This window comes from Micromonospora sp. WMMB482, assembly GCF_019038635.1.
GTDB lineage: Bacteria > Actinomycetota > Actinomycetes > Mycobacteriales > Micromonosporaceae > Micromonospora > Micromonospora marina.
In genome coordinates this window covers 1,172,733-1,199,328 of sequence record NZ_JAHOPD010000020.1, presented here as the reverse complement: position 1 = coordinate 1,199,328, position 26,596 = coordinate 1,172,733, and the positions used below count along the sequence as shown (strand labels likewise).

The 26,596-nt window shown below is 73.7% G+C and carries 29 protein-coding genes; 16 read left to right on the top strand and 13 right to left on the bottom strand.

The annotated features are described in order from the left end of the window. Positions 1–84 precede the first annotated feature (84 nt). A complete protein-coding gene (locus KSK32_RS06460) occupies positions 85–1,353 on the top strand; it encodes a glycosyltransferase (protein ID WP_216929485.1) in 1,269 nt (422 codons plus the stop codon). Here the strand turns inward: KSK32_RS06460 and KSK32_RS06455 are convergent. The 4 genes from KSK32_RS06455 to aroA form a co-directional block, all read right to left on the bottom strand. Beyond that, positions 1,236–2,201, bottom strand: coding sequence for a hypothetical protein (locus KSK32_RS06455; protein WP_216935863.1), 966 nt, complete (start codon positions 2,199–2,201; stop codon positions 1,236–1,238). The two genes, KSK32_RS06460 and KSK32_RS06455, sit on opposite strands and share 118 nt — an antisense overlap. A 60-nt stretch (positions 2,202–2,261) precedes the next feature. Continuing rightward, complete coding sequence (gene hisN, locus KSK32_RS06450) at positions 2,262–3,080, bottom strand: histidinol-phosphatase (RefSeq protein ID WP_216929484.1); 819 nt, start codon at positions 3,078–3,080, stop codon at positions 2,262–2,264. Positions 3,081–3,134: 54 nt separating this feature from the next. Next, on the bottom strand, positions 3,135–4,070 hold the full coding sequence (gene rsgA, locus KSK32_RS06445) for a ribosome small subunit-dependent GTPase A (protein WP_289256503.1): 936 nt from the start codon (positions 4,068–4,070) through the stop codon (positions 3,135–3,137). Positions 4,071–4,232: 162 nt separating this feature from the next. After that, positions 4,233–5,534: a 3-phosphoshikimate 1-carboxyvinyltransferase gene (aroA, locus tag KSK32_RS06440; protein ID WP_216929479.1), complete on the bottom strand. Its 1,302-nt coding sequence runs from the start codon at positions 5,532–5,534 to the stop codon at positions 4,233–4,235. 102 nt (positions 5,535–5,636) lie between these two features. Here aroA and KSK32_RS06435 point away from each other — a divergent pair, with 102 nt between their 5' ends. From KSK32_RS06435 to rsrA, 5 genes are all read left to right on the top strand, one after another. Further along, complete coding sequence (locus KSK32_RS06435; protein WP_216929477.1) at positions 5,637–6,344, top strand: SOS response-associated peptidase; 708 nt, start codon at positions 5,637–5,639, stop codon at positions 6,342–6,344. A gap of 213 nt (positions 6,345–6,557) precedes the next feature. Next, on the top strand, positions 6,558–6,950 hold the full coding sequence (locus KSK32_RS06430; protein ID WP_013288375.1) for a WhiB family transcriptional regulator: 393 nt from the start codon (positions 6,558–6,560) through the stop codon (positions 6,948–6,950). A 154-nt stretch (positions 6,951–7,104) separates the two neighbouring features. Further along, positions 7,105–7,659, top strand: a complete 555-nt coding sequence (locus tag KSK32_RS06425) for an alpha/beta family hydrolase (RefSeq protein ID WP_254187591.1) — start codon at positions 7,105–7,107, stop codon at positions 7,657–7,659. 228 nt (positions 7,660–7,887) lie between these two features. Next, positions 7,888–8,697 carry a sigma-70 family RNA polymerase sigma factor gene (locus KSK32_RS06420; RefSeq protein ID WP_128138239.1) on the top strand — a complete coding sequence of 270 codons (810 nt, stop codon included), beginning with the start codon at positions 7,888–7,890 and terminating at the stop codon, positions 8,695–8,697. 2 nt (positions 8,698–8,699) lie between these two features. Continuing rightward, positions 8,700–8,987, top strand: a complete 288-nt coding sequence (gene rsrA / locus KSK32_RS06415; RefSeq protein WP_216929473.1) for a mycothiol system anti-sigma-R factor — start codon at positions 8,700–8,702, stop codon at positions 8,985–8,987. A gap of 82 nt (positions 8,988–9,069) precedes the next feature. Here rsrA and KSK32_RS34890 read toward each other — a convergent pair whose 3' ends face one another. Then, complete coding sequence (locus tag KSK32_RS34890) at positions 9,070–9,144, bottom strand: 50S ribosomal protein bL37 (protein ID WP_369752275.1); 75 nt, start codon at positions 9,142–9,144, stop codon at positions 9,070–9,072. 237 nt (positions 9,145–9,381) lie between these two features. Between KSK32_RS34890 and KSK32_RS06410 the strand changes: the two genes are divergently transcribed. Together KSK32_RS06410 and KSK32_RS06405 are read left to right on the top strand one after the other, a co-directional pair. Then, positions 9,382–9,597, top strand: coding sequence for a biotin/lipoyl-binding carrier protein (locus tag KSK32_RS06410; protein ID WP_013288370.1), 216 nt, complete (start codon positions 9,382–9,384; stop codon positions 9,595–9,597). Continuing rightward, complete coding sequence (locus KSK32_RS06405; RefSeq protein ID WP_018784773.1) at positions 9,594–10,106, top strand: GNAT family N-acetyltransferase; 513 nt, start codon at positions 9,594–9,596, stop codon at positions 10,104–10,106. Before KSK32_RS06410 ends, KSK32_RS06405 begins: the two co-directional genes overlap by 4 nt. Before the next feature lie 71 nt (positions 10,107–10,177). Here KSK32_RS06405 and KSK32_RS06400 read toward each other — a convergent pair whose 3' ends face one another. Then, positions 10,178–10,753: a TetR/AcrR family transcriptional regulator gene (locus KSK32_RS06400; protein WP_216929471.1), complete on the bottom strand. Its 576-nt coding sequence runs from the start codon at positions 10,751–10,753 to the stop codon at positions 10,178–10,180. Between the two features lie 119 nt (positions 10,754–10,872). On the opposite strand from KSK32_RS06400, the gene KSK32_RS06395 reads away from it, so the two are divergent. Then, entirely contained in the window at positions 10,873–12,462 is a 1,590-nt protein-coding gene (locus KSK32_RS06395; protein WP_216929469.1) for an MDR family MFS transporter, read from the top strand. 214 nt (positions 12,463–12,676) lie between these two features. Here KSK32_RS06395 and KSK32_RS06390 read toward each other — a convergent pair whose 3' ends face one another. Further along, complete coding sequence (locus KSK32_RS06390) at positions 12,677–14,278, bottom strand: tetratricopeptide repeat protein (protein ID WP_216929467.1); 1,602 nt, start codon at positions 14,276–14,278, stop codon at positions 12,677–12,679. Between the two features lie 190 nt (positions 14,279–14,468). Here KSK32_RS06390 and KSK32_RS06385 point away from each other — a divergent pair, with 190 nt between their 5' ends. Together KSK32_RS06385 and KSK32_RS06380 are read left to right on the top strand one after the other, a co-directional pair. Further along, positions 14,469–15,497 carry an SIS domain-containing protein gene (locus KSK32_RS06385; protein ID WP_216935859.1) on the top strand — a complete coding sequence of 343 codons (1,029 nt, stop codon included), beginning with the start codon at positions 14,469–14,471 and terminating at the stop codon, positions 15,495–15,497. Between the two features lie 25 nt (positions 15,498–15,522). After that, on the top strand, positions 15,523–17,085 hold the full coding sequence (locus KSK32_RS06380; RefSeq protein WP_216929459.1) for a PAS domain-containing sensor histidine kinase: 1,563 nt from the start codon (positions 15,523–15,525) through the stop codon (positions 17,083–17,085). On the opposite strand, the gene KSK32_RS06375 is transcribed toward KSK32_RS06380, so the two are convergent. Continuing rightward, positions 17,060–19,090, bottom strand: a complete 2,031-nt coding sequence (locus KSK32_RS06375) for a glycosyltransferase family 39 protein (protein ID WP_254186961.1) — start codon at positions 19,088–19,090, stop codon at positions 17,060–17,062. The two genes, KSK32_RS06380 and KSK32_RS06375, sit on opposite strands and share 26 nt — an antisense overlap. A gap of 444 nt (positions 19,091–19,534) precedes the next feature. Here KSK32_RS06375 and KSK32_RS06370 point away from each other — a divergent pair, with 444 nt between their 5' ends. The 4 genes from KSK32_RS06370 to KSK32_RS06355 all read left to right on the top strand — a co-directional run bounded on the left by KSK32_RS06370 (position 19,535) and on the right by KSK32_RS06355 (position 22,953). After that, entirely contained in the window at positions 19,535–21,244 is a 1,710-nt protein-coding gene (locus KSK32_RS06370; RefSeq protein ID WP_216929450.1) for a nitrite/sulfite reductase, read from the top strand. Positions 21,245–21,320: 76 nt separating this feature from the next. Further along, positions 21,321–21,476: a hypothetical protein gene (locus tag KSK32_RS06365; RefSeq protein WP_193599530.1), complete on the top strand. Its 156-nt coding sequence runs from the start codon at positions 21,321–21,323 to the stop codon at positions 21,474–21,476. Then, positions 21,473–22,222 (top strand): phosphoadenylyl-sulfate reductase, encoded by a 750-nt coding sequence (locus tag KSK32_RS06360; protein ID WP_216929448.1) that lies wholly within the window; start codon positions 21,473–21,475, stop codon positions 22,220–22,222. The genes KSK32_RS06365 and KSK32_RS06360 overlap by 4 nt, the downstream gene beginning before the upstream one ends. After that, positions 22,204–22,953, top strand: coding sequence for a sirohydrochlorin chelatase (locus KSK32_RS06355; RefSeq protein WP_216929446.1), 750 nt, complete (start codon positions 22,204–22,206; stop codon positions 22,951–22,953). The genes KSK32_RS06360 and KSK32_RS06355 overlap by 19 nt, the downstream gene beginning before the upstream one ends. A 63-nt stretch (positions 22,954–23,016) precedes the next feature. Here KSK32_RS06355 and KSK32_RS06350 read toward each other — a convergent pair whose 3' ends face one another. Together KSK32_RS06350 and KSK32_RS06345 are read right to left on the bottom strand one after the other, a co-directional pair. After that, positions 23,017–23,274 carry a WhiB family transcriptional regulator gene (locus KSK32_RS06350; RefSeq protein ID WP_013288358.1) on the bottom strand — a complete coding sequence of 86 codons (258 nt, stop codon included), beginning with the start codon at positions 23,272–23,274 and terminating at the stop codon, positions 23,017–23,019. Positions 23,275–23,720: 446 nt separating this feature from the next. After that, positions 23,721–24,671 (bottom strand): diacylglycerol kinase family protein, encoded by a 951-nt coding sequence (locus KSK32_RS06345; RefSeq protein ID WP_216929444.1) that lies wholly within the window; start codon positions 24,669–24,671, stop codon positions 23,721–23,723. Between the two features lie 43 nt (positions 24,672–24,714). On the opposite strand from KSK32_RS06345, the gene KSK32_RS06340 reads away from it, so the two are divergent. Further along, positions 24,715–25,122, top strand: a complete 408-nt coding sequence (locus KSK32_RS06340) for a hypothetical protein (protein ID WP_216929442.1) — start codon at positions 24,715–24,717, stop codon at positions 25,120–25,122. A 76-nt stretch (positions 25,123–25,198) separates the two neighbouring features. Here KSK32_RS06340 and KSK32_RS06335 read toward each other — a convergent pair whose 3' ends face one another. The 3 genes from KSK32_RS06335 to sodN are packed head-to-tail and all read right to left on the bottom strand — an operon-like array spanning position 25,199 to position 26,564. Then, complete coding sequence (locus tag KSK32_RS06335) at positions 25,199–25,606, bottom strand: ATP-binding protein (protein ID WP_216929440.1); 408 nt, start codon at positions 25,604–25,606, stop codon at positions 25,199–25,201. A 32-nt stretch (positions 25,607–25,638) separates the two neighbouring features. Further along, positions 25,639–26,163, bottom strand: coding sequence for a GNAT family N-acetyltransferase (locus KSK32_RS06330; protein WP_216929438.1), 525 nt, complete (start codon positions 26,161–26,163; stop codon positions 25,639–25,641). Then, entirely contained in the window at positions 26,160–26,564 is a 405-nt protein-coding gene (gene sodN / locus KSK32_RS06325; RefSeq protein WP_216929436.1) for a superoxide dismutase, Ni, read from the bottom strand. Before sodN ends, KSK32_RS06330 begins: the two co-directional genes overlap by 4 nt. Positions 26,565–26,596 lie beyond the last annotated feature (32 nt).

Below are 26,596 nucleotides of genomic sequence, written 5' to 3'. Positions count from 1 at the left end.
TGCCAGGTTTTAGCGCACCGGACCTGGGTTAATGGGACGCTCTGACCGGAGACCCCGCTCGCGAGAAACGCATGGAGGTGCACCATGCGCGTCGGCCTTGTATGCGCGCACGCCGGCTCGTCCACCGACGGTCCCACCGTCGGGACGCAGGAGCACATTGCGCGCGTGGCGGCGGAACTCGCCGCCCGGGGCCATGACGTCCGCGTCTACGAGCGCCGTGCCGCGTCCGCCCAGCCCGCACTGACCGAACTCGACGGCTACCGGCTGGAACGTGTCCCGGTCGGCCCGCCCGACATGCTCTCCACCGCCGAGCTGGTGCCGTTCGTCGCCGAGTACGGCCGCTGGCTGGCCCGGCAGTGGGCCGGGGACTGGACCCCCGACGTGGTGCACGGGCACTACTGGGTCGGCGGGCTGGCCGCCGCCCACGCGGTACGCGCGACCGACATCCCGGTGGTGCAGACGTTCCACTCGCTCGGCGTCGAGCAGTTACGTCACCTGGGCCGGGAGTACTCCGGGCCGGGGGAGCGCATCCCGCTGGAGCGGGCGCTGACCCGGGCCGTGGACGTGGCGGTGGCGCAGTGCAACGACGAGGTCGACGAGCTGACCCGGATGGGCCTGCAACGCGCGTCCGTGGCGATGGTGCCGACCGGCGTGGACACCGGTCAGTTCCACCCGGACGGCGAGGCGGCGCCGCGGGACCAGCGGCCCCGGATCCTCTCCGTCGGCGGGCTCGCGCCCGGGCACGGCCAGGACGACCTGATCCGGGCGATGCGGCTGGTCGGCGACGCGGAGCTGGTGATCGCGGGCGGCCCGCCGGCCGGGCGGCTCGACGGGCACGCCGAGGCGCGCCGGCTGCGCGAGCTGGCCGAACGGGCCGGCGTGGCGGAGCAGGTGAAGCTGGTCGGCGCGGTGCCGCACGACCAGATGGCCACCTGGTACCGCTCCGCCGACCTGGTGGCCTGCACCCCGCACTACGCGTCCGCGGGGCGGGTGTCGCTGGAGGCGATGGCCTGCGGCGTGCCGGTGGTCGGCTACGCCATGGGCGGCATCGCCGACGCGGTGGTGGACGAGGTGACCGGCAAGCTGGTGCCGCCGGGTGACGTGCGCGCGCTCGGGGTCACGCTGCGCCGGCTGCTGTCGGACAACGCCGGGCGGTTCGCGTACGGGCACGCCGCGGTGGACCGGGTCCGGTGCAGTTACACGTGGGAACGGACCGCCGCCGCGCTGGAGCGCCTCTACGAGCGGGTGATCGGGCGGCGCCGTCCGGCCACCCCGATCGAGCCGACGCCGGTCGAGGTGACGCCGCCGGTCGAGGTGGTCGTCTCCGAACGCGGTCCGGTCGAGGCGGCCTGAACCGGCACCATCGGGGCGCCCACTATCGCCTTCTGGCGGGCGCCGGCGTGGTGGTGCTGCGGTTCGGCGTACCGGGTCAGGCCGACCACCGCCGCGAGCGTCACCAGGAAGCCCAGACCGGCCAGCCACTCGCGGCCGGGCCAGATCTTGTCGTTGAGCAGCAGCAGCCCGACGATCGCCGCGGGCACCGCACCGGCGGCGTCCATCGCCGCCACCGCCGCCGTGGTCGACCCGCGCTGCATGGCCAGCCCGAGCAGCAGCTGGCCGATCACCGAGTGGACGATCAGCAGGTAGAGCAGCGGGTCGCGGACGAACGCCTCCACCGATCCGGCCGAGGCGAGTGGGCGGGCCGCCACCGCCGCGGCGGAGAACGCCATCCCGGCCAGTGAGCCGAGCACCACCGACCCGAGCGCGCCGTGCAGCCGGGCGGCGAAGAAGCCGGAGCCGGCTATCGCGGCCACCGCCACCGCCAGGCCGACCAGCCCGGCGGTGCCGAGCTGCCGCGACGGCGCCGGCTGGGCGGACAGCACGAGCGCGGTGATGCCGGCGAACAGCAGCACCAGCAGCACCACCTCGGCGGCCGGCAGGCGCCACTTGAGCACCAGCACGCCGAGGACGGCGGTCACCCCGAGCCCGGCCGCCACGCTGGCCTGGACCAGGAACAACGGCAGGTCACGGCGGGCCAGGAAGGCGAACACGAAGCCGACGACCTGGCAGGTCAGACCGATCAGGTACGTCCGGTGCCCGGCGAGGCGCAGCAGCAGCCCGGGATCGAACGTGTGGTGCACGGTGGTCCGCGCGGCCGCGACCGACTGGAGGAGGTTGGCGAAGCCGTACGCGATGATCATCGCCGCCAGGAAGCACCAACCGGAGGAAACCACCTGGCGAGGATAGAGGCTTCCCCCGGGTCAGCGCTCGGCTGGACGGCCGAGCCGGGCCAGGATGTCGTCGTGCAGCGCCCCGTTGCTGGCCACGGCGCTGATGTCGGCGGAGCCGGCACCGGCCGGCACGGGCCGCCCGGCCAGATCCGTGATCCGGCCGCCCGCCTCGGTGACGATCGGGACCAGCGCGGCGATGTCCCACAGCGACAGCTCCGGCTCCACCATCACGTCCAGTGCCCCCTCGGCCAGCAGCATGTAGCCGTAGAAGTCGCCGTACGCGCGGCTGCGCCAGGTGTCGCGCATGAGCTGGAGGATCGCGTCCAGCCGGCCGGCCTGCTCCCATCCGGTCAGCGACGAGTAGCAGAAGCTCGCGTCGGCGAGCGCCGTCACGCCGGAGACCCGGATCGGCGTGCCGTCCGCCGGGCCGGTGCCGGCGAACGCGCCCGCGCCGAGCGCGCCCCACCAGCGGCGGCCCAGCGCCGGGGCGGAGACCAGGCCGAGCACCGGCCGGTCGTGCTCCAGCAGCGCGATCAGCGTCGCCCAGACCGGTACGCCCCGGACGAAGTTCTTCGTGCCGTCGATCGGGTCGATCACCCAGCGGCGTCCGTCGGGACCGGCCGGCGGCTGTTCGCCGTACTCCTCGCCGAGCAGGCCGTCACCGGGACGGTGGGCGGCCAGCAGCGCGCGGATCTCCCGCTCGACGGCGGTGTCCGCGTCGGAGACCGGGGTCAGGTCCGGCTTCGACTCGACACGCAGGTCGAGCGCGCGGAACCGGGCCGAGGAGACGGCGTCCGCGGCGTCGGCGAGCAGGTGGGCGAGAGCGAGGTCGTCGGCGTACCCGGTCATGACCGACACGCTAGTGGCGGCGGCCCCCGGCCGGCGACGGCGGGTCGCCGCCGGTCAGGAACCGGCGAGCGGGTCGCCGGGGTTGCGCTCCGGTTCGCGCGGGTCGCCCTCGCCGCTGCGCGAGGCCAGCAACCGGCGGTACGAGGCGAGCCGCCGCGCGTCCGCCTTCCCGGCGGCCACCCAGGCGTCCAGCGCGCAGTCCGCCTCGTCGGCGGTGTGCGGGCAGTTGGCGGGGCAGTCCACCGTCGCCTCGACCAGGTCGGGGAAGCCGTGCAGCAGGCTCTCGGCGGACACGTGGGCCAGCCCGAAGCTGCGTACCCCCGGGGTGTCGACGATCCAGCCGGTGTCGCCGTCGGCGCCCGGCTCGGCGGGCAGGCGCAGCGCCACCGCGCTGGTCGAGGTGTGCCGGCCCCGGCCGATGGCGCTGACCGTGCCCACCGCCCGTTCGGCCTCCGGGACGAGGCGGTTGACAAGCGTCGACTTGCCCACTCCGGAGTGACCCACCAGCACCGAGATCCGGCCCGCGAGCAGCGCCCGCAGTGCGGCCAGGTCGGAGTCCGGGCGGATCAGCACGTACGGCAGCTCCAGCTCGGTGTAGTAGCCGAGCACCGCCTCCGGGCCGGCCAGGTCCGCCTTGGTGAGGCAGAGCAGCGGCTCGATGCCGGCGTCGTACGCGGCCACCAGGCAGCGGTCGATGAACCCGGTACGCGGCGGCGGGTCGGCGAGCGCGCTGACGATCACCAACTGGTCGGCGTTGGCCACCACGACCCGTTCCAGCCGCCCCTCGGCGGTGGTCTCGTCGTCGTCGGCGGTACGCCGCAGCACCGAGGTCCGCTCGGCGATGCGCACGATGCGGGCCAGCGCGCCCGGCGCACCGGAGGTGTCCCCGACCAGCCCCACCCGGTCGCCCACCACCACCGACTTGCGCCCCAGCTCGCGGGCGCGCATGGCGGTCACGACCGGCGTGTCCGGCCCGGCGCCGGGGAGCACGCAGGTGTAGCGGCCCCGGTCGACGGCGATGACGAACCCGTCGACGGCGTCGGCGTGCCGGGGCCGGGTGCGCGTACGCGGGCGCGACGACCGGCCCGGTCGTACCCGGACGTCGTCCTCGTCGTACTCGCGCCGCTTCGTCGTCAGGACGTCCCCCCGCTGTCAGTTCTTGCCGGTCACCATCCCCGACCATAGTGCCGGGAACTCCGGCATGGTCTTGGAGGTGCACGCCACGTCGTCGACCTCGATGCCGGGGACGGCGAGCCCGGCCACCGCCGCCGCGTGCGCCATCCGGTGGTCGGCGTACGTGCGGAACGTCCCGCCGCGCAGCGGGCGGGGCCGGATGTCCAGCCCGTCACGGGTCTCGGTGATGTGCGCGCCGAGCGCGGTGAACTCCTTCGCCAGCGCGGTGACCCGGTCGGTCTCGTGGCCGCGGATGTGACCGATTCCGGTGAGCCGGGACGGGCCGTCGGCGAGCAGCGTGAGCGCGGTCAGCACCGGTGTCAGCTCGCCCACGTCGGAGAGGTCGGCGTCGAGCCCGCGCACGGTGCCGGTGCCCCGCACGGTCAGGCCGTCGGTGCCGAGGCTCACCTCGCCGCCCATCCGGTGCAGCAGCTCCCGGAGCCGTTCGACCGGCTGGAGACTGCTGCGCGGCCAGCCCTGGAGCGTCACCTCGCCGCCGGTGACCAGCGCGGCGGCAAAGAACGGCGCGGCGCCGGACAGGTCCGGCTCGACCTCCCAGCCGCGCCCGGACAGCGGGCCCGGCTCGACCGTCCAGACGTCGGGTGTGGTGTCGTCGACGGCGGCGCCGGCGGCGCGCAGCATCTGCACCGTCATCCGCACGTGCGGCGCGGACGGCACCGGCGGCCCCTCGTGCCGGACCACGACGCCTCGGTCGAAGCGCGGCGCGGCGAGCAGCAGCCCGGAGACGAGCTGGCTGGACGCGGAGGCGTCGATCACCACCTGACCGCCGGTGACCCGGCCCGCGCCGAGCACGACGAGCGGCAGGCTGCCGGCCGGAGGCGCGTCGATGCGGACGCCGAGCGTGCGCAGCGCGCCGATCAGCGGACCGAGCGGGCGCGTCCGGGCGTGCGGGTCGCCGTCGAACGTGACCCGGCCGGCGGCCAGCCCGGCCACCGGGGGCAGGAAGCGCATCACGGTGCCGGCCAGGCCGACGTCGACGTGCGCCGGGCCGGCCAGCGGATAGGGGCGGACCAGCCAGCGGTCGTCGTCCGAGATCGACATGTGGGCGCCGAGTGCGCGCAGGCCACCGGCCATCAGTTCGGTGTCCCGGGCGCGCAGCGGCCGGGCGAGTGTCGACGGCCCACCGGCGAGCGCGGCGAGCACCAGGGCCCGGGCGGTCATCGACTTGGAGCCGGGCAGGCGCAGCGTCGCGGCGACCGGGTCGCTCGCGGTCGGCGCGGTCCACTGCTGCGGCGGAGGCGTCGCGGTCGGATTGCTCACGGTCACATTCTGCCAAGCTCACGGGCCGGTGGAACCGTCCGTCGCCGCTGCTCCCGTTGGGCGGGACAGCCGGAACGTCCGGATGGGGCTAGCGTGGGCGCCATGTGCGGGAGGTACGCCACGACCCGGAGCGCCGCCGACCTGAGCGCGCTGTTCGAGTCGGCCGACGAGACCGGCGGGGTGACGCCGGACTACAACGTCGCGCCGACCGACCCGGTGCCGCTGGTCCGGCTCGCCCCGGAGGGGCACCGGCTGCTCTCCCTCGGCCGCTGGGGCCTGCTCCCGCAGTGGTCGCGCAGCGCCTCCGGAGCCGCCCGCATGATCAACGCGCGGGCCGAGACGGTCGCCACCAGCCGGGCGTACGCGCCGTCCTTCGCCCGTCGCCGCTGCCTGGTCCCCGCCGACGGGTGGTACGAGTGGGTCCGCCTCGCCGACGGCGGGCGCCAGCCCTACTTCATGACGCCGCGGGACGGCTCGGTCCTGGCCTTCGCCGGCATCTGGTCGGTGTGGGAGTCGGCCGGCGCGTCCCGGCTCACGTTCAGCGTGCTCACCACTTCCGCTGTCGGTGAGCTGGCCGAGGTGCACGACCGGATGCCGCTGCTGCTGTCGCCGGAACGCTGGGCGGGCTGGCTCGGCCCGGCCGAGGAGCCGGCGGAACTGCTCGCGCCGCCGGACGCCGGCCTGCTCGCCGGGCTGGAGATCCGGCCCGTCTCCCGGGCGGTGGGGGACGTCCGCAACGACGGCCCGGAGCTGATCGCCGCGGTGGCTCCGGCGGGGGTCGAGACGGCGGCCGGGCCGACGCTGTTCTGATCACGCTCCGCCACATTCGCGCGCACCCGTTTGCCGGGGTTCGACCGGAAAAGTCGCCCGGACGTTCAGTCAGTTTCATTGAAGACCCTTGTCCTTACGTATGCGAATGCGATAGAACACAGCGCCGGTGATGGGCGTCTGTTCGCACGGGGCGGATGACACCCATCGATCTTTTAGAGGTCTACGCCGGTTCCCACGGGGGAGGTGGGTGTATTGACACGGGCACGTATGCCGCGTCCGCACGAGGTGGCCGCCGCGCGGCGCGATCCGCGACTGCTGCGGGCGCTGAGCGAACGACGCCAGGACGACGCGTGGCGGACCAGGGGCACCTGTCAGAACGTCGATCCGGAGACGTTCTTTCCGGCACCGAACGAACCGGCCGACGCGGCGGTGGCGCTCTGCCGCACCTGCGACGTCCAGGGCTCCTGCCTGGCCTGGGCGCTGGAGGTGGGCGACTGTCACGGCGTCTGGGGCGGCACCACGCCGCGTGAGCGGCGCGCCATGCTGGTGGCCTGGCGCAGCGAGGTGCAGCCGGATCCGGACGCGCTCGACGACGCCGGTCCGCCGGTGCGCGACCGCCTGCTCACGCTGGTCCCGCTGAGCTGATCCCGACATCGCCCGTGGCCCGCTCCGGCGCGCCGCGGGCGACGTCCGTCTCCGTGCCCGATCACCGGCGGGCCGGCGGGCCGCGCAGAATGAGCCGGTGCGGCACGACGACGAGATCCACACCCCACGGGGGCCCGCCCGGCTCCGGTTCGACATGCCCGCCGGCGGCACCACGGTGCTGGTGCTCGGTCACGGCGCCGGTGGTGACGTGGACGCGCCCGACCTGACCGCCGTGCGGGACGCGGTGCTCGCCGCCGGGGCCGGGGTGGCCCTGGTGACCCAGCCGTACCGGGTCGCCGGGCGACGCGCGCCCGCCCCCGCCGGGCACCTCGACGAGGCGTGGACGGCGGTGCTGGCCGACCTGCGCCGGCGCGCCCCGGGGGTGCGCCACTGGGTGGTCGGGGGCCGGTCCAGTGGCGCCCGGGTGGCCTGCCGTACCGCCGCTACGGTCGGGGCGGCCGGAGTGGTGGCGCTGGCGTTCCCGCTGCACCCGCCGGGGCGACCGGAACGATCCCGGGCCGGGGAACTGCTCACCGGGCTGCCCACGCTCGTCGTCAACGGCGACCGGGATCCGTTCGGTGTGCCCGAGCCCGGCCCCGGCGTCGAGGTGGTGGTCCGGCCGGGGGAGCGCCACGACCTGCGCGGCGACCCGGCCGGCACGGCCGCCGTGGTGCGGGACTGGTTGCGCGTGCACGGGTGGTCGTCCTGACCGTGCGGCGCGCGCCGTGACCGTCCGGCGCGGCGGGTCGTTGCACCGGTTGGTGCCGGCCGCCCGGTTCGGGCGCGCCGGGGCCACCCTCCCAGGCCCTTCCTGGTCCCAGCGTCGGTCGCGGCCGAGGCCGGGACCAGGATCGGGTGGGGCCGGAGGAATGCCGCACCCCACGCCTCGCGTTACCTCCCTTGGACGACGACAGAGCCAGCGCGAGGGGGGTGACCGGTGCCGATCGAGACACGGAGCCGGGAACGGGACGAACGGGACGAGCGCCGGCTCCGGCGGCTGCTCGACGCGCCGGAATGGCCCGCGGCGGCGTCGGTCGTGAGCACCGGCACACACTCCGGAAGTGAATCTGCCGGTAGGCGGGTACGCGTATCCTCGGCGGGAAAGCATCCGACGCGAGGGGATGTGCGGTTGACCACCGAGAAGACGGACGAGCGCAGGGCCCGCTTCGAGCGGGACGCGATGCCCTTCGTCGATCAGCTCTACGCTGCCGGACTGCGGATGACCCGCAACCCGGCGGACGCGGAGGACCTGGTTCAGGAGACGTACCTGAAGGCGTACGCCGCCTTCCACCAGTTCGAGCAGGGCACGAACCTGAAGGCCTGGCTCTACCGGATCCTGACCAACACCTACATCAACACGTACCGCAAGCGGCAGCGCCAGCCCATCCAGGCGCCGACCGAGGAGATCACCGACTGGCAGCTCGCCGAGGCCGAGTCGCACACGTCCAGCGGCCTGCGCTCGGCCGAGACGGAGGCGCTCGACCGGCTGCCGGACAGCGACGTCAAGGAGGCCCTCCAGCAGTTGCCGGAGGAGTTCCGCCTGGCCGTCTACCTGACCGACGTCGAGGGCTTCTCCTACAAGGAGGTCGCCGACATCATGGGCACGCCGATCGGCACCGTGATGTCCCGTCTGCACCGTGGCCGACGTAATCTGCGGAAGCTGCTGGAGCAGTACGCGGCGGAGCGGGGTTTCAGCGCCGCCTCGTCGAAGAAGGGTTCGACCGCCGCCGCCGGCCGGGAGGTGTGACCGTGAGCTGTGGACAACCGCACGAGACGGACTGCCGCGAGGTGCTCGCCGAGGTCTACCTCTACCTCGATCTGGAGTGCGCCGAGGAGCGCCGGGTGCTGATCCGGCACCACCTGGACGAGTGCGGGCCGTGCCTGCGCGAGTACGGCATCGAGCAGGAGGTCAAGGCGCTCGTGGCCCGGTGCTGCGGCAGCGAGGCGGCCCCGGAGAAGCTGCGTGAGCGGCTGCGCCTGCGGCTGACCGAGCTGGTGGTCTTCGAGACCACCGAGTCCCGCGAACTGACCGACTGACCAAGCGACGCGAACGGCCCGGGTCCGATCACGGACCCGGGCCGTCTCGCTGTCCGGCGACTGCGCCGCGCTGATCGGATGATCAGGAGTTGGGGCGCTTGCCGTGGTTGGCGCTGCTCTTCTTGCGGGCCTTCTTCTTGCGGGCCTTCTTCGCCATGTTCTGCCTCCTTGTGCTGGTCACGGTTCCGACCGCGGCTGGGCGCGGCGGAGGTCGCGCTGTGGCCCCCCGGGTTCGCCGGTGGCCGACCCGCACGATGCTAGTGCCGTCACCGCCGGCCGGGGCGCGCCGGGGCGGATCGTGCGCGTGGTGGTGCGCGGTCCGGCGTGACCGGCGTCATGATTGGATACCGTTCGCAGGATTGTCGGGGAGCTGTCGGGGAGAGGGAGGGCCGAGATGGCCGAGGAGATCCGCGCCGAGATGGTGGCGAACGTCTGGAAGGTCGTCGTGTCCGCAGGCGACACGGTGTCCGAGGGTGACACCCTCGTCATTCTGGAGTCGATGAAGATGGAGATCCCGGTGGTCGCCGAGTCCGACGGCGTGGTGCAGAAGCTGGCGGTCAACGAGGGCGACGTGGTGCAGGACGGCGACCTGATCGCGGAGATCGGTTGACCGGCCTGCGGGTGCGCCGCGCCGAGCCGGCGGACTTCCCGGCCGTGGCCCGGCTGACCGTCGCCGCGTACGAGGCGGACGGCCAGCTCAAGGACGAGAGCGGGTACGCGCCGGTGCTCGCCGACGTGTCCGGCCGCGCCGAGACCGGCGAGGTGCTGGTGGCCGTCGACGACGTCACCGGCCAGGTGCTCGGCGCGGTGACGTTCGTGCTGCCCGGCACCCCGTACGCCGAACTGGCCGGCCCGGGGGAGGCCGAGTTCCGGATGCTCGCTGTGGATCCGGCCGCGCAGGGCCGGGGCGCGGGCGCGGCGCTCGCGTCCGCGTGCGTGGCGCGCGCGACGGAGCTGGGCTGCACGGCCGTGGTGATCTGCGTACGCGCCGGGATGGCGGCGAGCGCACACCGCCTCTACGAGCGGCTCGGTTTCGTCAGGTACCCGGAGAAGGACTGGACGCCGCTGCCCGGGATCGACCTGCGCGGCCTGCGGCTGGACCTGACCGCGGCGGGCTGAATCCGACCGCGGCAGGCTGGATCCGACCGCGGCAGGCTGGATCCGGCCGCGGCGGGCTGCGGCGGCTCGGCTCAGCCCTGGCCGGTCTCGCCGATCTTGGCGAGCAGTTCGTCGGCCACCTGGAGCGCGATCCGCTTGCGTTCGTCGTCGGTGATGCCCGGCGCGCGCACCGCGAACCAGCTGCTGTGCACGGCGAACAGCGTGAGCGCGGCGCGGAGCTGGGCGGCGGGTGAGTCGTCGCCCCGGCACAGCTCGTGGGCCAGCCGCATCATCCGTTCCCGCATCTGCTGACCGGCGACAAGGCTCTTGAGCACCGTCTGGTTCTGCTCGAAGAAGCGCATCACCTGGGGCAGGTCGCCGGCGAACATGCTGTCGGCGTACCGGCCGATCAGGGCGCGCCGGGTCGCCAGCGTGGGCGGCTGGTCGGCGGCCCAGGCGATCAGCTCGTCCATCCGGCGCAGCCGGTCGTCGACCAGGCTGGTGACGATCTCGTCCTTGCTCTTGAAGTGGTAGTAGAGCGCCGCCTTGGTCACGCCCAGCCGCTCGGCGATCTCCCGCAGCGACGTCTTCTCGTACCCCTGCTCGGTGAAGAGTTCCAAGGCGACGGCCTGGATCCGCTCCCGCGTGCCACCTGTCGTCTCCCGCACCGGCCGACATCCTTCCAATCCGCTTGACGTGTGCCCGCCATCAGCTTACCGTCCGGCTAGTAAGTAAACTAGCCGGGCGGCAAGTAAGTCGATCATCCGAGCTGCGGGGGAGCCTACCGATGAGTCAACCAGCCCAGGTGGCCACGAGACCCAATGTCCGGGTCGTCCTGTTCGGTCTGATGATCGCGATGATGCTCGCGATGCTCGACAACATGATCGTCAGCACCGCGCTGCCGCGGATCGTCTTCGAGTTCGGCGGCGCCGACCACTTCACCTGGGTGGTCACCGCGTACGTGCTGGGCACCACCGTCTCCACGCCGATCTGGGGCAAGCTCGGCGACCTCTACGGCCGCAAGACGGTCTTCCTCACCGCGGTCGTGCTGTTCCTGATCGGCTCCGCGCTCTGCGGCATGTCCGGCTCCGGCGTCTTCGGCGGCGCCGACACCGGCATGACCGAGCTGATCGCGTTCCGTGCCGTCCAGGGCCTCGGCGCCGGTGGCCTGATGGTCGGCGTCATGGCGATCATCGGTGACCTGGTCCCGCCGCGCGAGCGCGGCCGCTACCAGGGCATGATCGCCGGCATCATGGCCATCGCCATGGTCGCCGGCCCGCTCGTCGGCGGCTTCATCACCGACAACCTCTCCTGGCGCTGGGCGTTCTACGTCAACCTGCCGCTGGGCGGCGTGGCGCTGCTCATCCTCGCCACCACCATGCACCTGCCGAAGTACCGCACCGAACACAAGATCGACTGGCTGGGCGCGGCGCTGCTGTCCGTCGGCATCACCGCGATCGTGCTGGTGACCACGTGGGGCGGCAACGAGTACGACTGGGTCTCGCCGCAGATCCTCGGCCTCGTCGTGCTGGCGGTGCTCGCGCTCGCCGTGTTCGCGCTGGTGGAGCGGCGCACGCCGGAGCCGATCCTGCCGCTGAGCCTGTTCGCCAACCGCAACTTCGCCCTGATCTCGGTGATCGGGTTCCTGCTCGGCTTCGCCATGTTCGGCGCGATGAACTTCCTGCCGCTCTACCAGCAGACCGTGCAGGGGGCGTCGGCCACGAACAGCGGCCTGCTGCTGCTCCCGCTGATGTTCGGCATGCTCGTGGTGTCGCTCGTGGTCGGCCGGACCATCACGAGGACCGGCCGCTACCGCGTCTTCCCGATCGTCGGCGGCGTGGTGATGGCCGCCGGGATGGGTCTGCTCAGCCTGCTGGACGTGGACACCAGCAAGACGCAGTCCTCGCTCTACATGATCGTGCTCGGCGTCGGCATGGGCTTCCTCATGCAGACCTCGATGCTCATCGCGCAGAACAGCGTGGAACAGAAGGACCTCGGCGCGGCAAGCGGCGCGGCCACCTTCTTCCGGTCCATCGGCGGCTCGTTCGGTGTCTCCCTCTTCGGCGCGATCTTCGCCAACCGTCTCGCCGGCTCCGCCGCCGGTTCCGCGTTCGCGGGCTCGGGCGGCGAAGGCGGCGCGATGGACCTGGAGGCACTCAAGAAGCTCACCGGCCCGATGCGCGAGGCGGTGCTCGGCGGCCTCTCCGACGCCATCTCGAACGTCTTCTTCTGGGCGGTCCTCTTCACAGTGGCCGTACCGGTGCTCGCCTGGTTCATCAAGGAGGTGCCGCTGCGCGCGACGAACGACGTGCCGCCGGCCGGCGGCACACCCGAGGACCAGGCCGAGGCCGCGCTCGGCAAGGCCCCCGTCGCCTGACGTCACCCGCCGCGGCCCCGCGCCCCCACCCAGGGGTACGCGGGGCCGCCGCGTATCCGTTTCCACGAGGTGCCCGGGTGCCCTTGTGCCCCGCTGCTCGCCAGTTCGGGGAAGTGGCGGGGTCGGAGGGGAGTTGATCGCGCCACCTCGGCGAAGTGGCGGCGCTCGGCGGGCCCGCGGCAGAGCAGGGGTTCCCACGGGACGGATTCGGGGCTCAGCCTCTGCGGAACAAGGCGGTGAGGCGTCGCCAGAGACGCCGCAGCGGGCCGCCCTCGGCGCCGGCGATCAGCCGGTCGGCCGTGGCGCGTGCCGCCGGATCGAGCGCCGGGGTGGCCCGCGCCAGGTACGCCAGCGACACCGCGATCGGGGCCCGCCGGATCGGCCCGGCCGCCACCCCGGCGATCCGCCCGGCCACCAGCGCGGCCACGTCGGCGCGGGTGTCCGGGTGCACCCAGGCGGCGGTGACCAGGGCGAACAGCGCCGCCTCGGCGGCCGGGCCGAGATCGCCGGCGGTGAGTTCACCCAGCACCCGCCGCCGGGTCGACCGCTCCCACGGCTCGTCGGTGCGGTGGTGCAGCAGGCCGAGGCAGGCCCAGACCTGCGCGCAGCGCGTCCACAGTGCCGGATCCTGTCCGCCGAGCACCCGGCCCAGCGCGGTCGTAGGCGCCTCCGGCGGGTGTGCCAGCAGGGCGAGCAGGTCGGCGAGCTCCAGTGTGGCCAGCCCGACCGCGGCGTCGTACGCGGCCGGTGGGTGCGCCCACGCCGGGTGCGCGATTTGCTGGAGCCGCCGTACCGCCGCCGCCGAGGGAGCGGGACCGTCAGGAGCCGGGGCGTCGTCGCCCGCCGGGGTGACCTGCCCGAGCCAGGGGCGACCCCGGCAGCACTCGGCGAGGTCGCCGTGCTCGTGCGTGTCGTCCGGATGGTCGCGGACGAAGTCGGCGAGCGCCACCAGGTGGTCCACGTTCCCGTCGCGCAGGTAGCGCAGCCGGTGCGCGGTGTGCACCGCGCAGTCGAAGGTGGGATCCTTCGCCAGCGCCCGGTCGACCCAGCCCAGTGCGGCGTCGAGGCGGCCGTGGTCGGCCAGCGTGCCGGCGATGTCCGCGTAGACCGCGAGGTCGTCGGGGTCGAGCGCGACAGCGCGTTCCAGTGCGGCGAGCGCCTCGGCGGTCCGGCCGGCGCTGCGGTACGCGTACCCGAGCCACACCTCGCCGAGTTTGGTGGGCTGTGCGCGTACCCCCCGGGTGGACCAGGTGACGGCGAGGGTGACTTCGCCGAGGCGCCGGGCCAGCGCGGACGCGGCGCCCAGCAGCAGCGGATGGGCCGGGTGGACGGTGATCGCGTTGCGGGCCAGCGTGAGGTACGGCGTGAGCGGCTCGCGCAGCCGGCGCGGCGCGGGGTCCGGCGCCGCCGCGCAGACCTGCATGAGGATCCGGGCGGTGCGTTCGGGATCGAGGCGTTCCGGCAGGTCGGCGGCGGTCACCCAGGGTACGGCGGCCCAGGGCGCCGCGGGCGCGTAGCCGGTGGCGGCGGCCAGCAGGTCGAGCCCTTCGGCGGGGCGGCCGGCGGCGGCGAGCAGGTGCGCGCGGGCTACCACGGCGCCGACGAACGCCTGCTGACCGAGCGGAAAGAGGTCCAGGTCGCCGCCGCTCGCCGCGTTCAGCCGGGCGAGCGTCTCGTGCGCCTCGGGCAGCGTGGGGGAGCGGACCAGCGCGGCGGCCACGTGGTCGGCGGCGTGCTGCAGGTCGCCCTCGCCCAGTGCCAGCCGGGCCAGCGTGAGTTCCTCCTCCGCGGAGAGCGCGGCGTCGTCCTCGGGCACGTCGTCCTCTCGGCGGGTCGGGTCGGGTCGGTCGGCCGGGCAAGCCTAGGGGATCTTCCGTCGATTAGTGATCCACTGCGCACTCCTGCTCGTTGCGTTGCTTGTGGCTGCTCAAACGTGCAAGACTGAGCATCTAACGCGCGGCAAACGCGCAGAAGGAGGTTCTGGAGTGACGCGTCCAGGGGCCGGTATGGCCGCCGACATCGACGAGCAGCCAGCCGGTTACGAGCGCCTGCTCTCCACCGAGCACGCGGCGGCCATCGCCGAAGTGGCGGCCGTCGTCGCGCGACGACGCCCCCGGCACGTCGTCTTCACCGCCCGGGGCACCTCCGACCACGCCGCGCTCTACGCGGCCTACCTGACCGAGATCCGCCTCGGGCTGCCCGCCGGGCTGGCCTCACCGAGCGCGATCACCGTCTTCGGCGCCCGGCCCGACCTCTCCGACGCGCTGGTCGTCGGCGTCAGCCAGAGCGGCGGCTCGCCCGACCTGGCCGAGGTGCTGCGGGTCGCCCGCGCCTCCGGCGCGCTCACCCTCGCGGTCACCAACAACCCCGGCTCGCCGCTTGTGGAGACCGCCGAGCTGAGCGTCGACATCGCCGCCGGCCACGAACGCGCGGTCGCCGCCACCAAGACCTACACCGCCGAGCTGCTCGCGCTGCTCATGCTGGTCGAGGGCGTACGCGCCGGTGACGGCTTACTGCCCGCGCAGGAGCACGCCGCCCTGAGCCGTCTGCCCGAGCTGGCCGCGCAGACGCTCGCCGACGACACCCCGGCCCGGCTCGCCCCGCGCTACCGGTTCGCCGCCCAGCTCGTCACCACCGGCCGGGGGTACGCGTACCCGACCGCCCGGGAGGCGGCGCTGAAACTGATGGAGACCTCGTACCTCCCGGCGCTCGCCTTCTCCGGCGCCGACCTGCTGCACGGCCCGCTCGCCATGACCGACCCGGACGTGCCGGTGCTCGCCGTGGTCGGCTCCGGCCCCGGCGGCACGTCGATGCGCGAGGTGCTGCCCCGCCTCGGCGAACGCCGCGCCGACGTGGTGGTGGTCGGCTCCGCCGAGGTCGGCGAGACCCGGATGGCGGTGCCCGAGGTCGACGAGCGGTACGCCCCGCTGCTCGACATCCTGCCGCTGCAACGGCTCGCGCTGGCCCTGGCCCTGGCCCGGGGCGAGGATCCGGACGCGCCGCGCGGCTTGAAGAAGGTCACGGCGACGATGTGAGGCCCGGCGTGGCACGCTGTGGAGCGTGTCCACGCTCCGTGACCTCGCCGAGGAGCACACCGCGCTCCGCCCGGCCGACATCGACCACCTGCACCGGATCGCCGGCGACTGGCAGCTGCTGTCCGACCTGTCCTTCGCCGACCTGCTGCTCTGGGTGCCGGTGGACGGCGAGGGCACGTACCTCTGCGTGGCCCAGGTCCGTCCCACCACCGCGCCGACCGCCTACCTGGACGACCAGGTCGGGCGCATCGTCGGCGGGGCCGAGGTGGCCCACCTGGAGGTGGCCCACCGGCAGGGACGGATCTGGCGCGAGGGCGACCCGGTCTGGTACGGCGACGTCCCGGCCCGCCACGAGGCGATCCCGGTCCGGCTGCGCACCGGCGACGGTGAGGCCGGCGAGGTGATCGCCGTGGTGGGCCGGGACACCAACCTGTCCACCGCGCGCACCCCGAGCCAGCTCGAACTGAACTACCTGACCACCGCCGACGACCTCGCCCAGATGATCGCCGACGGCACGTTCCCGCCGCCCCGGCACCCGGGCGAGACCACCTCGGCGCCCCGGGTCGGCGACGGACTGGTGCGGCTCGACGCCAACGGCAAGGTCACCTACGCCAGCCCGAACGCGCAGTCCGCGTACCGCCGCCTCGGCTACGCCTCCCACCTCGTCGGGGAGGATCTGGCCAAGCTGCACCGCAGGCTCGCCGGCGACCCCCTCGAAGGCACCGACGCGGGCAACGCCGTGCTCGCCGCGCTGCGCGGCGAGGCGCCACCCCGCCGGGAGATCGACGCCCGCGGCGCCACCATGCTCACCCGGGCGCTGCCGCTGATGCCCGCCGGAGTGCCGATCGGTGCGCTGGTGCTGGTCCGCGACATCACCGAGGTACGCCGCCGCGACCGCGCCCTGATCACCAAGGACGCCACCATCCGGGAGATCCACCACCGGGTGAAGAACAACCTCCAGACCGTCGCCGCGCTGCTGCGCCTCCAGGCCCGGCGCGTCGCCATGCCCGAGGCGCGGGTGGCGCTCGAAGAATCGGTGCGCCGGGTCGCCTCGATCGCGCTCGTCCACGAGACGCTCTCGCTGTCCAGCGACGAGGCGGTCGAGTTCGACGGCATCGTGGACCGGGTCGCCAGCGCCGCCACCGAGGTCGCCGTCACCGAGGTCAGCGTCGGCATGCGCCGGCGCGGCACCTTCGGCGTCCTGCCCGCCGAGATCGCCACCTCGCTGGTGATGGTGCTCAACGAGCTGCTGCTCAACGCCGTGGAACACGGCTTCCCGTCCGCCGGTGAGGACGCGGAGCCCGCACCGGCGGACGCGCCCCGGCCCGAGGTGGTGGTCTCCGCGCACCGGGCCCGCAAGCAACTGCACGTCTCGGTCACCGACAACGGCCGGGGCCTGCCCGAACAGTTCGACGCCGAGCGCGGCGGCAACCTGGGCCTCCAGATCGTCCGGGCGCTGGTCACCGGCGAGCTGCGCGGCACCATCGACCTGCGCAACGGCGCCGACGGCGGCACCGAGGCGGCCATCGTCGTACCGCTGGCCCGCGGCACCACCGACCGCCTCACCGGACGAGCAGGGCCACCGTGATCCCCGGCCGGGGCCACACCTGCCGCACCGTGTAGTCCGCGCGCAGCGCGTCGCCCTTCGCGCCCGGCACCGCAGCCAGCGGGTCGGCGCGGCGGCCGGTGACCACCAGCCAGACCCGCTCCACCCCGGCCAGGCACCGTGCCGGATCGTCGCACTCCACGGCCCACAGGCTCGCGTCCTGACGCTGGTCGCGGACCACCAGCACGTCGCGCGGCAGCCTCGACCCCAGGTGGTACGCCATGCCGAGATCCGGGAACAGCCACCCGTCCCGGGGCGAGTAGACGATCGCGTCGCCCGGCCTCTGCCCGGCGCGGATGATCCCGGCGGCGCCCGCGTAGTCGACGGGTGCGCTGCGCGGCCACTCGTGGGTGCGGCGCAGGGCCGCCTGGTCGGGCAGCGCGAGCAGCCCGGCCAGCGCCACCAGGGCCAACGCCGCCCCGAGCCGCGCCCCGGCCGGAGCGGTCCCCGTCGGCCCCGTCCCGCTGACTGCTGTCCCGGGCGGAGCGGTCTCCGTCGGCTCCGTCCCGCCGACTGCTGTCCCGGTCCGTGGGGCCCCGGTCGGCGCGGATGCGGTGGGCGCGGTCCCGGTTGGGGTGGGTCCGGTCGGCGGGATCCCGGTCGGTGTCGTGCCGGCCAGGGCCGCGCCGGCGAGCAGGCAGGCGAACGGCACGGTGAAGACCAGGTAGCGGGTCACCCAGAGCGGCACCACCGTGCCGGCCGCGAAGAGCAGCAGCACCGGCAGCAGCACGGCGGCCCCGGGCAGCAGCGCCCGCCGGCCCAGCCGGACCGCGCCGAGCGCTGCGAGGGCCAGCAGGAAGCCGCCCACCACGCCGCTCTGCGCCAGCCCACCGGGCAGCGCCGCCAGGTCGGGCAGGCGCGCCGGGTCGACCCAGTCGAGCTGTCGACCGCGCTGCCCCCGGGCGACCAGCGCCAGTGGGGTGACGAGCACGACGACCGGCACCAGCGCCAGCAGCCACCCTGCCAGCACCCGTCGGCCGGGCGCCGACGCCTCCCGAGCCTCGCCGGTCACGTCCTGCGGTTCCGCGCTCCCGGGGTCCGGTGACACCCGTGGCGTTCCACTCGCGCTCGATCTCGTGGCCGGGTGGAACGCCGTGGGTGTCTGCAGGGCGCCGCGACACCCGTGGCGTTCCACTCGCGCTCGATCTCGGGGCTGGGCGGAACGCCGTAGGTAGCTGCGGCGTGGCCGGCTCGCGTCGGGCATCTCGGGTCGGGACTGGTCGGGCGGATCGACGACCGCCGCAGGGCCACGTGCGGCGGTCAGCAGCACCACCACGGCGTGCGCGGCGAGCAGGGTGAGCGCGATCAGGTGGAGCAGGGCGAGCGCGGCGACGGCGAGGGCGTACCCGGCCCAACGTCGCCAGGTCGGCCGGCGCAGCGCGTCGACGAGCAGCAGCGTGGCCAGCACGGCGAGCAGCGTCGCGAGGGCGTACGGGCGGGCCTCCTGGCCGTACCGCGAGGTGACCGGCAGCACCGCGAACAGCAGTCCGGCCAGCAGCCCGGCGCGACGGCCGGCCAGCACCGCGCCGAGGCGGGCGGTGAGCGCTGCGGCCACCGCCATGGCCAGCGCCGAGGGCAGCCGCAGCGCCGTCGGGGACGTGCCCGCCACCGTGGTCCAGCCGTGCACGAGCAGGTAGTACGGCCCGGTCGCGGCGTCGATCGTGCGCGTCATCCGGGTCAGGTCCGGCACCGGCCGGGTGGCGGCGCTCCAGGTGGCCAGCTCGTCCCGCCACGGCTGGGCGTGCCCGAGGCCGGCCAGCGTCACCACGAGCGTGAGCAGTCCCGGCACCACCCACACCACCGGACCCGGCCGAGCACTGACGGACGCGGGCACGATCCTCCTCACCCCCGCAGCGTCACACGCCCGCGCGCCTCCACCCGCCCGCTCCACCGATTCCCACCCACCCGGCCCGCCCCACCCCGTCGCCGCCCCGTCGATCATGAAGTTGACCGCATTCACCGTCCCTTCTGTCCCCGCCATCCTCATGATCAACTAGGCGGTGGGCGGGGGAGGGCAGTGTTGACCAAGGGGATTGCGTCCTGGGGAGGCACCTTGGAGGACGTCAACTCTTTGATCAACGGGGATGGGGTGGGCGGCCGGCGGGAAGGAGGGCCGGGTGGGGATGAGGGTCGATCTTCGTGAGGGCCCGTGATGTGGGACGAGCGGGGCGGACGGTGGCCGGGCGGGGCGGGGTGTGGCAGCATGAGGCACATGACCGCCGCTGTCGTCCGCCGCTTCGTGGCTCGTCGCCACGTCGACTACGGCCGCGTGCGCAGCGCGATCTGTCCGGCCCACTGACGACGCCCGACCTTCCGTCTCGGGCGCGTACTCGCGCCGGCCGTCATCGACATCGCCGTCCACGGCCCTCCCCAGGGTCGGCCGCCGCGTCCGCGCTCCCGGGCACCGCAGCAGACCATGGAGGACGCCGCGATGGCGGTCAGCAGCACCCCGACCCGTCCCGACACCCCGGCGCCTGCCGCCCGTGCGCCCCGCCGTCCACGCGGCGAGGGGCAGTGGGCGCTCGGACACCGTGAGCCGCTCAACCCCAACGAGCGGATCAAGAAGGACGACGACCCGCTGAACGTGCGGGACCGGATCGAGAACATCTACGCCCACCGCGGGTTCGCCTCGATCGACCCGCAGGACCTGCGCGGCCGGTTCCGCTGGTGGGGCCTCTACACCCAGCGCAAGGCCGGCATCGACGGCGGGCGTACCGCAGTCCTGGAGCCGCACGAGCTGGAGGACGAGTTCTTCATGCTCCGGGTCCGGGTGGACGGCGGCCAGCTCAACCTGGCCCAGCTCCGCGTGATCGCCGGCATCTCCCGGGAGTTCGCGCGGGACACCGCCGACATCACCGACCGGCAGAACATCCAGTACCACTGGATCCGGGTCGAGGACATGCCGGAGATCTGGCGCCGGCTGGAGGCGGTCGGCCTGCAGACCACCGAGGCGTGCGGCGACTGCCCCCGGATCGTGCTGGGCAGCCCGGTCGCCGGGGTGGCCCGGGACGAGGTGCTCGACCCGACCCCGGCGATCGACGAGATCGTCCGCCGGTACGTCGGCGACAAGGCGTACTCGAACCTGCCCCGCAAGTTCAAGACCTCGATCTCCTGGCTGGTCGACACGCCGTACGAGGCGAACGACATCGCGTTCCTCGGCGTGGAGCACCCGGAGCACGGGCCCGGGTTCGACGTCTGGGTCGGCGGTGGGCTCTCCACCAACCCGATGCTCGCCAAGCGGCTCGGCGTCTGGGTGCCGCTTGGCGAGGTGCCGGACGTGTGGGCCGGTGTGGTCGGCATCTTCCGCGACTACGGCTACCGCCGGCTGCGCAACCGGGCCCGGTTGAAGTTCCTGGTCGCCGACTGGGGCGTGGAGCGCTTCCGCGAGGTGCTGGAGAAGGAATACCTCGGCCGGACGTTGCTCGACGGCCCGGCCGCGGACCTGCCGGCGAAGCCGGTCGACCACATCGGCGTGCACCCGCAGCGCGACGGCGCGAACTACGTGGGCGCGGCCCCGGTGGTGGGCCGCGTGTCCGGCACCCAGCTGGCGCAGCTCGCCGACGTGGTCGAGGCGCACGGCAGCGACCGGGTGCGGCTCACCCCGTACCAGAAGCTGCTCGTGCTGGACGTGGCGCCGGAGCGGACCGAGGAGCTGGTCACGGCGCTGCGCGGGATCGGCCTGGAGGCCCGGCCGTCGGCCTGGCGGCGCGGCACGATGGCCTGCACCGGCATCGAGTTCTGCAAGCTCGCGATCGTGGAGACCAAGCGGCGCGGCGAGGAACTGGTCGCGCGCCTGGAGGAGCGGCTGCGCGACTTCGACGCGGACATCTCCATCCACCTCAACGGCTGCCCGAACGCCTGCGCCCGCACCCAGGTCGCCGACATCGGGCTCAAGGGCCAGCTCGTGGTCGGCCCGGACGGCCGGCAGGTCGAGGGCTTCCAGGTGCACCTCGGCGGCGGCCTCGGGATGGCGCAGGGGCAGACCGCCGGTTTCGGCCGCAAGCTGCGCGGTCTGAAGACCACCGCCGAGGAGCTTCCGGAGTACGTGGAACGGCTCGCCCGCCGCTACCTGGCCGGCCGGACCGAGGGCGAGACGTTCGCCAACTGGGTGATCAGAGTCGACGAGGAGGAGTTGCGATGAGCGAGCGAAGCGAGCGAATCATCCGGCTCAGTGCGGCGGTGCCTCATCGTGCCGGCGAGCGAAGCGAGGTGGCGCGATGAGCGAGCGATCCGCGCCTCTCTACTGCCCGTACTGCGGGGAGGAGGACCTGCGACCGCACGAGGCCGGGCACGGCGCCTGGGAGTGCCACGCCTGCGCGCGGGTCTTCGCGGTGAAGTTCACCGGCCTGCTGAGCCGGGCGGTGACCCGGTGACCGGCCTCGTCTCCGCCGCCGGACTCGGGCTGATCGGCGCGGCCGAACCGGCCCGCCGCGACCCGGAGGAGCTGCGCGCGCTGGCCGAGGAGGCCGGCCGGGAGCTGGCGGACGCGCCCGCGCTGGAGATCGCGCGGTGGGCGGTGCAGACGTTCGGCGAGCGGTTCTGCGTGACCAGCTCGATGGCCGACGGCGTGCTGGCGCACCTGGTCTCCCGGGTCGCGCCCGGCGTCGACGTGGTGTTCCTGGACACCGGGCTGCACTTCCCGGAGACGTTGAGGGTCCGCGACGAGGTGGCCCGGCGGATGCCGGTGCGGGTGCGCTCGATCCGGCCCCGGATGACTGTGGGCCAGCAGGACGGCCAGTACGGTCCGCGCCTGTTCAACAGGTCCCCGGACGACTGCTGCCAGTTGCGGAAGGTGGAGCCGCTGGAGCGGGCGCTGTCCGGGTACGACGCCTGGGCCGCCGGGCTGCGCCGCGACGAGTCGCCGACCCGGGCGAACACGCCGGTGGTGGGCTTCGACGCGCGGCGCGGCAAGGTCAAGGTGAACCCGATCGCGGCGTGGACGCAGCGGGAGGTGGACGCCTACGTGGCCCGGTACGACATCCCGGTCAACGAGCTGTTCGCCCGTGGCTACGGCTCGATCGGCTGCTGGCCGTGCACGCGGCGGACCCGGGCCGGAGAGGACTCGCGCGCCGGGCGCTGGGCGATGTTCGAGAAGACCGAGTGCGGCCTGCACACCTGAGCGCCGGGCCACCTGTGGTGCTGGTGGCCCACGGCAGCCGTGATCCGCGCGCGGCGCAGGCGACCCGGGCGCTGGCCCGGGCCGTGGCGCACACCTGTCCCGGTCGTCAGGTGCTGCCGAGCTGGCTCGACCACACCGATCCCGGGCCGGCCGAGGTGCTGCGCGGGCTGACCGGCGCCGGCCACTCCCGGGCGGTCCTGGTGCCGCTGCTGCTGACCGCCGCGTACCACCGGAAGGTGGACATCCCGGCGGCGGTCGCGGCGGCCGGCGTGGACATCGAGGTACGGGTGACGGACGTGCTCGGGCCGACCGGCGGCGGGGTGGACGGCGGGCTGCTGGACGGGCTGCGCCGCCGTCTGGCGGAGGCGACCGGTGACGGGCCGGGCGGGCTGGACGCGGTCGTGCTGGCGGCGGCCGGTACCCGGGATCCGGCGGCGCGCGCCTCGGTGGGGCGGGTCGCGGCGGCGTTCGGCGCCGGGCTGGGCGTGCCCTGCCGCGTCTCGTACGCCTCGGCGGCGCCTCCGGAGGTGGGCGGCGCGGTGACGCGACTGCGCGCGGCTGGTGCCCGCCGGGTCGCCGTGGCCGCCTATTTCCTGGCCCCGGGCCGGTTCCACGACGGGGTACGCACGTCGGCCCGGTCGGCCGGCGCGGTGGCGGTGGCCGACCCGCTGACCGACCTGCCGGAGCTGGCGGACCTGGTCCGGCGGCGGGTGGCGGCGGTGACGGGCTGACCCGGTCCGGGACAGCAGAACGCCCCGGCCGTAATCCCGGCCGGGGCGGTCAGCGTGTACGGGTCAGGCGGAGTGAGCGCGCAGCACCCGGAGGCCGCCGCGGCGCTTCACCGCGCGACGCTCCTCTTCGCTCATCCCACCCCAGACGCCGGCGTCCTGACCGGACTCCAGCGCCCACTGCAGGCACTGGTCGGTCACGGGGCAGCGCCGGCAGACGGCCTTCGCCTGCTCCACCTGCAGGAGGGCCGGGCCGGACGTCCCGATGGGGAAGAACAGCTCCGGGTCCTCGTCGCGGCAGACCGAATCGTGGCGCCAGTCCATGGCGGCAACACTCCTCATTCTTAGTGGGTGGCCAGATAACGCTTCGTTGCTATTTCTATATGCGTCCGCATTGCCGAATGGTGACGGTCAGCATCCATCAATTCGGCGCAGCGTGAGCAGGCTGTGGGGTGCCTGGACCTGCTGGAACAGCTCAACCGAACGAGCATATCCAGGCAATGTCCCGACAACACGAGTTCGCTTGTGAATACTTTCACGAACTACAGCGATGTCAAGGGTGACGCTCGGAAAAACTCCGAACAGTGAGCGGGCTCACCACCCATTTGTCCGGGTTTACCAGGGCTCTGGTTACCCGGCGTGCCACAGTCGATAATCAATGTAGTACGGTCCGCGTGACGTTGCTGACATTTCCGGCACCCTTCCTCGGCGTGGCGGCCACCGCACCCGCGCGGCGGGGGTCCGCGTCAGCCGACTGGGATACCCGAGACCTAGCAGATTACTCTCAGTGCGGCCGGTACGGATGTGAATCGGACTTTCTCCCGCTCGCCGAGGTAGTCCCCGTCCAGCTGGAACGGCAACGGACGGTCCGAGACCAGCGTGAACTCCGCCACGTCGTGCAGCCGCAACACCTGCTTGCCGTGCGGATCCGGTCGCTTCGAGAAGAACTGCGCCGCCGTACGGGCCGTGCTGGCCACCCGCAGCCGCCGCAACGCGAGCACGTCGAGACCGCTGTCGAACGACGCCTCCGGGTTCGGGTTGATCTCCCGGTCGCCCAGGTACGTCCACGGCGCGGTGTTCTGGATGATCGCGGTGGCCAACTCCGTCGCGGGCGCCTCACCCGGGCGCTCCAGCGTGATCGACGGGTGGCGGCGGTCCGAGCCGACGAAGTACTGACTCGCTGTGGACCGGAAGTAGAGCGCCGGGGTGGAGACGCGCCCCTTCTTGCGGGCCTGCTCCACCCGGCGGATGACCGCCGCGTCCAGCCCGAAGCCGGCGCAGAACGTGAAGTAGCGGTCGTCCGCCCGGCCCAGCCCGATCGTGCGGGACCGGCCCAGCCGCAGCCCCTCCAGGATCATGCTGGTGCCGTCCGGCCACTCCCGCGGCAGCCCGAGCGCGCGGGCGAAGACGTTCGTCGAACCGCCCGGCACGGTGGCCAGCGCGGGCAGCCGCTCGGCCGAGGTCTGTCCGGTGCGGAACGTCGGCGGCTCCGCCGCCATCAGGCCGTTCACCACCTCGTTGACGGTGCCGTCGCCGCCGAGCGTGACCACCAGGTCGACGCCCTCCTGGGCGGCCTCCCGGGCCAGGTCCATGGCGTGGCCCCGCCGGCGGGTGTAGCGCACCGACAGGTCGACTTCACTGCGCAACGCCCGGACCAGCACGTCCCGGCTGCGCTCGCTGGTGGTGGTGGCCTTCGGATTGACCACCAGGACGGCCCGCATGGGCGGCACTGTACCGCGACTACCCACCGGTATCGTGGCGCCCGTGACGATCGACTCCGACCCGCTCCCCGGCACGCTGCGCGCCGCGGTGCTCCTGCTACGTGCCCAGGCGGTGGCGCTGGGGCTGATCGCGGTGTGGCTCATCTGGTCCGACCTCACCGCCGACACGACGGATCTGACCTCGGCGCTGCTGGTGACCGCCTTCGCCGCCGGCGGCGCGGTGGCGCTCTGGGCGCTGGGCGGCGCGCTGTCCCGCCGCCGGGCCGGGGCCCGCGCGCCGGCCATCGTGCTCCAGCTCATGCTGCTGCCGGTCGGCTGGTTCATGACCGAGGGCGGCATGGGCTGGCTCGGGGTGCCGCTGATGGCGCTCGGGATCGGCATGGTCGGCCTGCTGGTGAGCGGTCCGACCAATCGTGCGCTGGGTTTCGGCGAGCGGCCCGCCGAGCGCTGAGCCGAGCCGGACACCGCCGGGCCCGCTGAACCCGGGCCAGCCCGGAGACCGCCGGGCCGGTGGCCGCGAAGATCGGTCAGAAGCCGCCGGCGCGGCGGGTCAGCAGCGAGATGGTGGCCCGGCCACCGGACGCCTGGGCGTTCGCCCCGGTGGTCAGCGCGGTGAGCACCTTCCATGCGAACGACGACTCGGACGGGAGCGTGGCACCCCGGACCGTCGGCACCGTCACCTCGACTGTGAGCGCGTCCTCGGTGACCGCGAAGCGGCACTCCAGCTCGGCGTCACGGGTGGCGATGGCGAGCAGCATGGCGCACGCCTCGTCGACGGCGATGCGCAGATCCTCGATCTCGTCGAGGGCGAACTGGAGCCGGGCCGCGAGCCCGGCCGTGGCGGTGCGGAGCACGCCGAGGTAACCACCGTCGGCGGGCACGGTGAGGTGGACGACGTCGTCGTCGGTCGTCAGGTGCCCGGTCAGTTGAGTCACGGCTCCTCCCCCCGGTGCGGGACTCTACCCGGTCAGGGGGCGGACCGCGTGGGCGCGGCCGTCGCGTGCGTGGCGAGCTCGCGCAACGCGGGCCCGGCCAGGCGGTACGGGGTCCACTCGTCCATCGGCGTCGCGCCGATCGCGGCGTAGAAGCGGGCCGCCGGGTTCCAGTGGATCATCCACCACTCCAGCCGCTGGTAGCCGCGCTCCACGCAGATCGCGGCGAGCGTGGCGAGCAGCATCCGGCCCGCGCCGGTGCCCCGGGCGTCCGGGCGGACGTAGAGATCCTCCAGGTAGATGCCGTGCACGCCGGCCCAGGTGGAGAAGTTGAGGAACCAGAGCGCGAAACCGACCGGCCGGTCCGACGTGTCGACCGCGACGTGGCCGTACAGCGCCGGGGACGGGCCGAACAGGGCGGCGTCGAGCTGGTCCGTGGTGAGGTGGCACTGCTCGGGCGCGCGCTCGTACTCGGCGAGTTCGTGCACCATGGCGACGACGGCCGGTACGTCCTCGGGACGTACCGGCCGGATCGTCGGAGTGCCGTCGGGCGACGTCACGCCTGCTTGGTCTCCCAGAAGATCTTCGAGATCTCGTCGATCTTCGTCAGCAGCTCGTCGGCCTTGGCCGGGTCGGTGCCGCCCTTGGCGCCGGCCGCACCGGCCAGCTTGGTGGCCTCGTTGAACAGCTGGTGCAGGTGCGGGTACTTCTCGAAGTGCGGCGCCTTGAAGTAGTCGGTCCAGAGCACCCACAGGTGGTGCTTGACCAGCTCCGCCCGCTGCTCCTTGATCAGGATGGCGCGGGTACGGAACTCCGGGTCGGTGTTGGCCTGGTACTTCTCGCAGATCATTTTGACCGACTCGGCCTCGATCCGGGCCTGGGCCGGGTCGTATACGCCGCAGGGCAGGTCGCAGTGAGCGCTGGCCGTCACCCGGGGCGTGAGGATGCGGGGAAGGCGCATCAGGATCCTCCATGGGTTGTTTGCGATGATCC

Bases quoted from the DNA above. Each gene is read 5' to 3' on its own strand.
- KSK32_RS06345 (WP_216929444.1), bottom strand. From the start codon at position 24,671: ATGCGGGCCGTCCTGGTGGTCAATCCGAAGGCCACCACCACCAGCGAG.
- KSK32_RS06460 (WP_216929485.1), top strand. From the start codon at position 85: ATGCGCGTCGGCCTTGTATGCGCGCACGCCGGCTCGTCCACCGACGGT.
- KSK32_RS06385 (WP_216935859.1), top strand. From the start codon at position 14,469: ATGGCCGCCGACATCGACGAGCAGCCAGCCGGTTACGAGCGCCTGCTC.
- KSK32_RS06370 (WP_216929450.1), top strand. From the start codon at position 19,535: ATGGCGGTCAGCAGCACCCCGACCCGTCCCGACACCCCGGCGCCTGCC.
- KSK32_RS06425 (WP_254187591.1), top strand. From the start codon at position 7,105: ATGCCCGCCGGCGGCACCACGGTGCTGGTGCTCGGTCACGGCGCCGGT.
- sodN (WP_216929436.1), bottom strand. From the start codon at position 26,564: ATGCGCCTTCCCCGCATCCTCACGCCCCGGGTGACGGCCAGCGCTCAC.
- KSK32_RS06435 (WP_216929477.1), top strand. From the start codon at position 5,637: ATGTGCGGGAGGTACGCCACGACCCGGAGCGCCGCCGACCTGAGCGCG.
- KSK32_RS06365 (WP_193599530.1), top strand. From the start codon at position 21,321: ATGAGCGAGCGATCCGCGCCTCTCTACTGCCCGTACTGCGGGGAGGAG.
- KSK32_RS06375 (WP_254186961.1), bottom strand. From the start codon at position 19,090: ATGAGGATGGCGGGGACAGAAGGGACGGTGAATGCGGTCAACTTCATG.
- KSK32_RS06350 (WP_013288358.1), bottom strand. From the start codon at position 23,274: ATGGACTGGCGCCACGATTCGGTCTGCCGCGACGAGGACCCGGAGCTG.
- KSK32_RS06455 (WP_216935863.1), bottom strand. From the start codon at position 2,201: ATGATCATCGCGTACGGCTTCGCCAACCTCCTCCAGTCGGTCGCGGCC.
- KSK32_RS06410 (WP_013288370.1), top strand. From the start codon at position 9,382: ATGGCCGAGGAGATCCGCGCCGAGATGGTGGCGAACGTCTGGAAGGTC.
- KSK32_RS06395 (WP_216929469.1), top strand. From the start codon at position 10,873: ATGAGTCAACCAGCCCAGGTGGCCACGAGACCCAATGTCCGGGTCGTC.
- hisN (WP_216929484.1), bottom strand. From the start codon at position 3,080: ATGACCGGGTACGCCGACGACCTCGCTCTCGCCCACCTGCTCGCCGAC.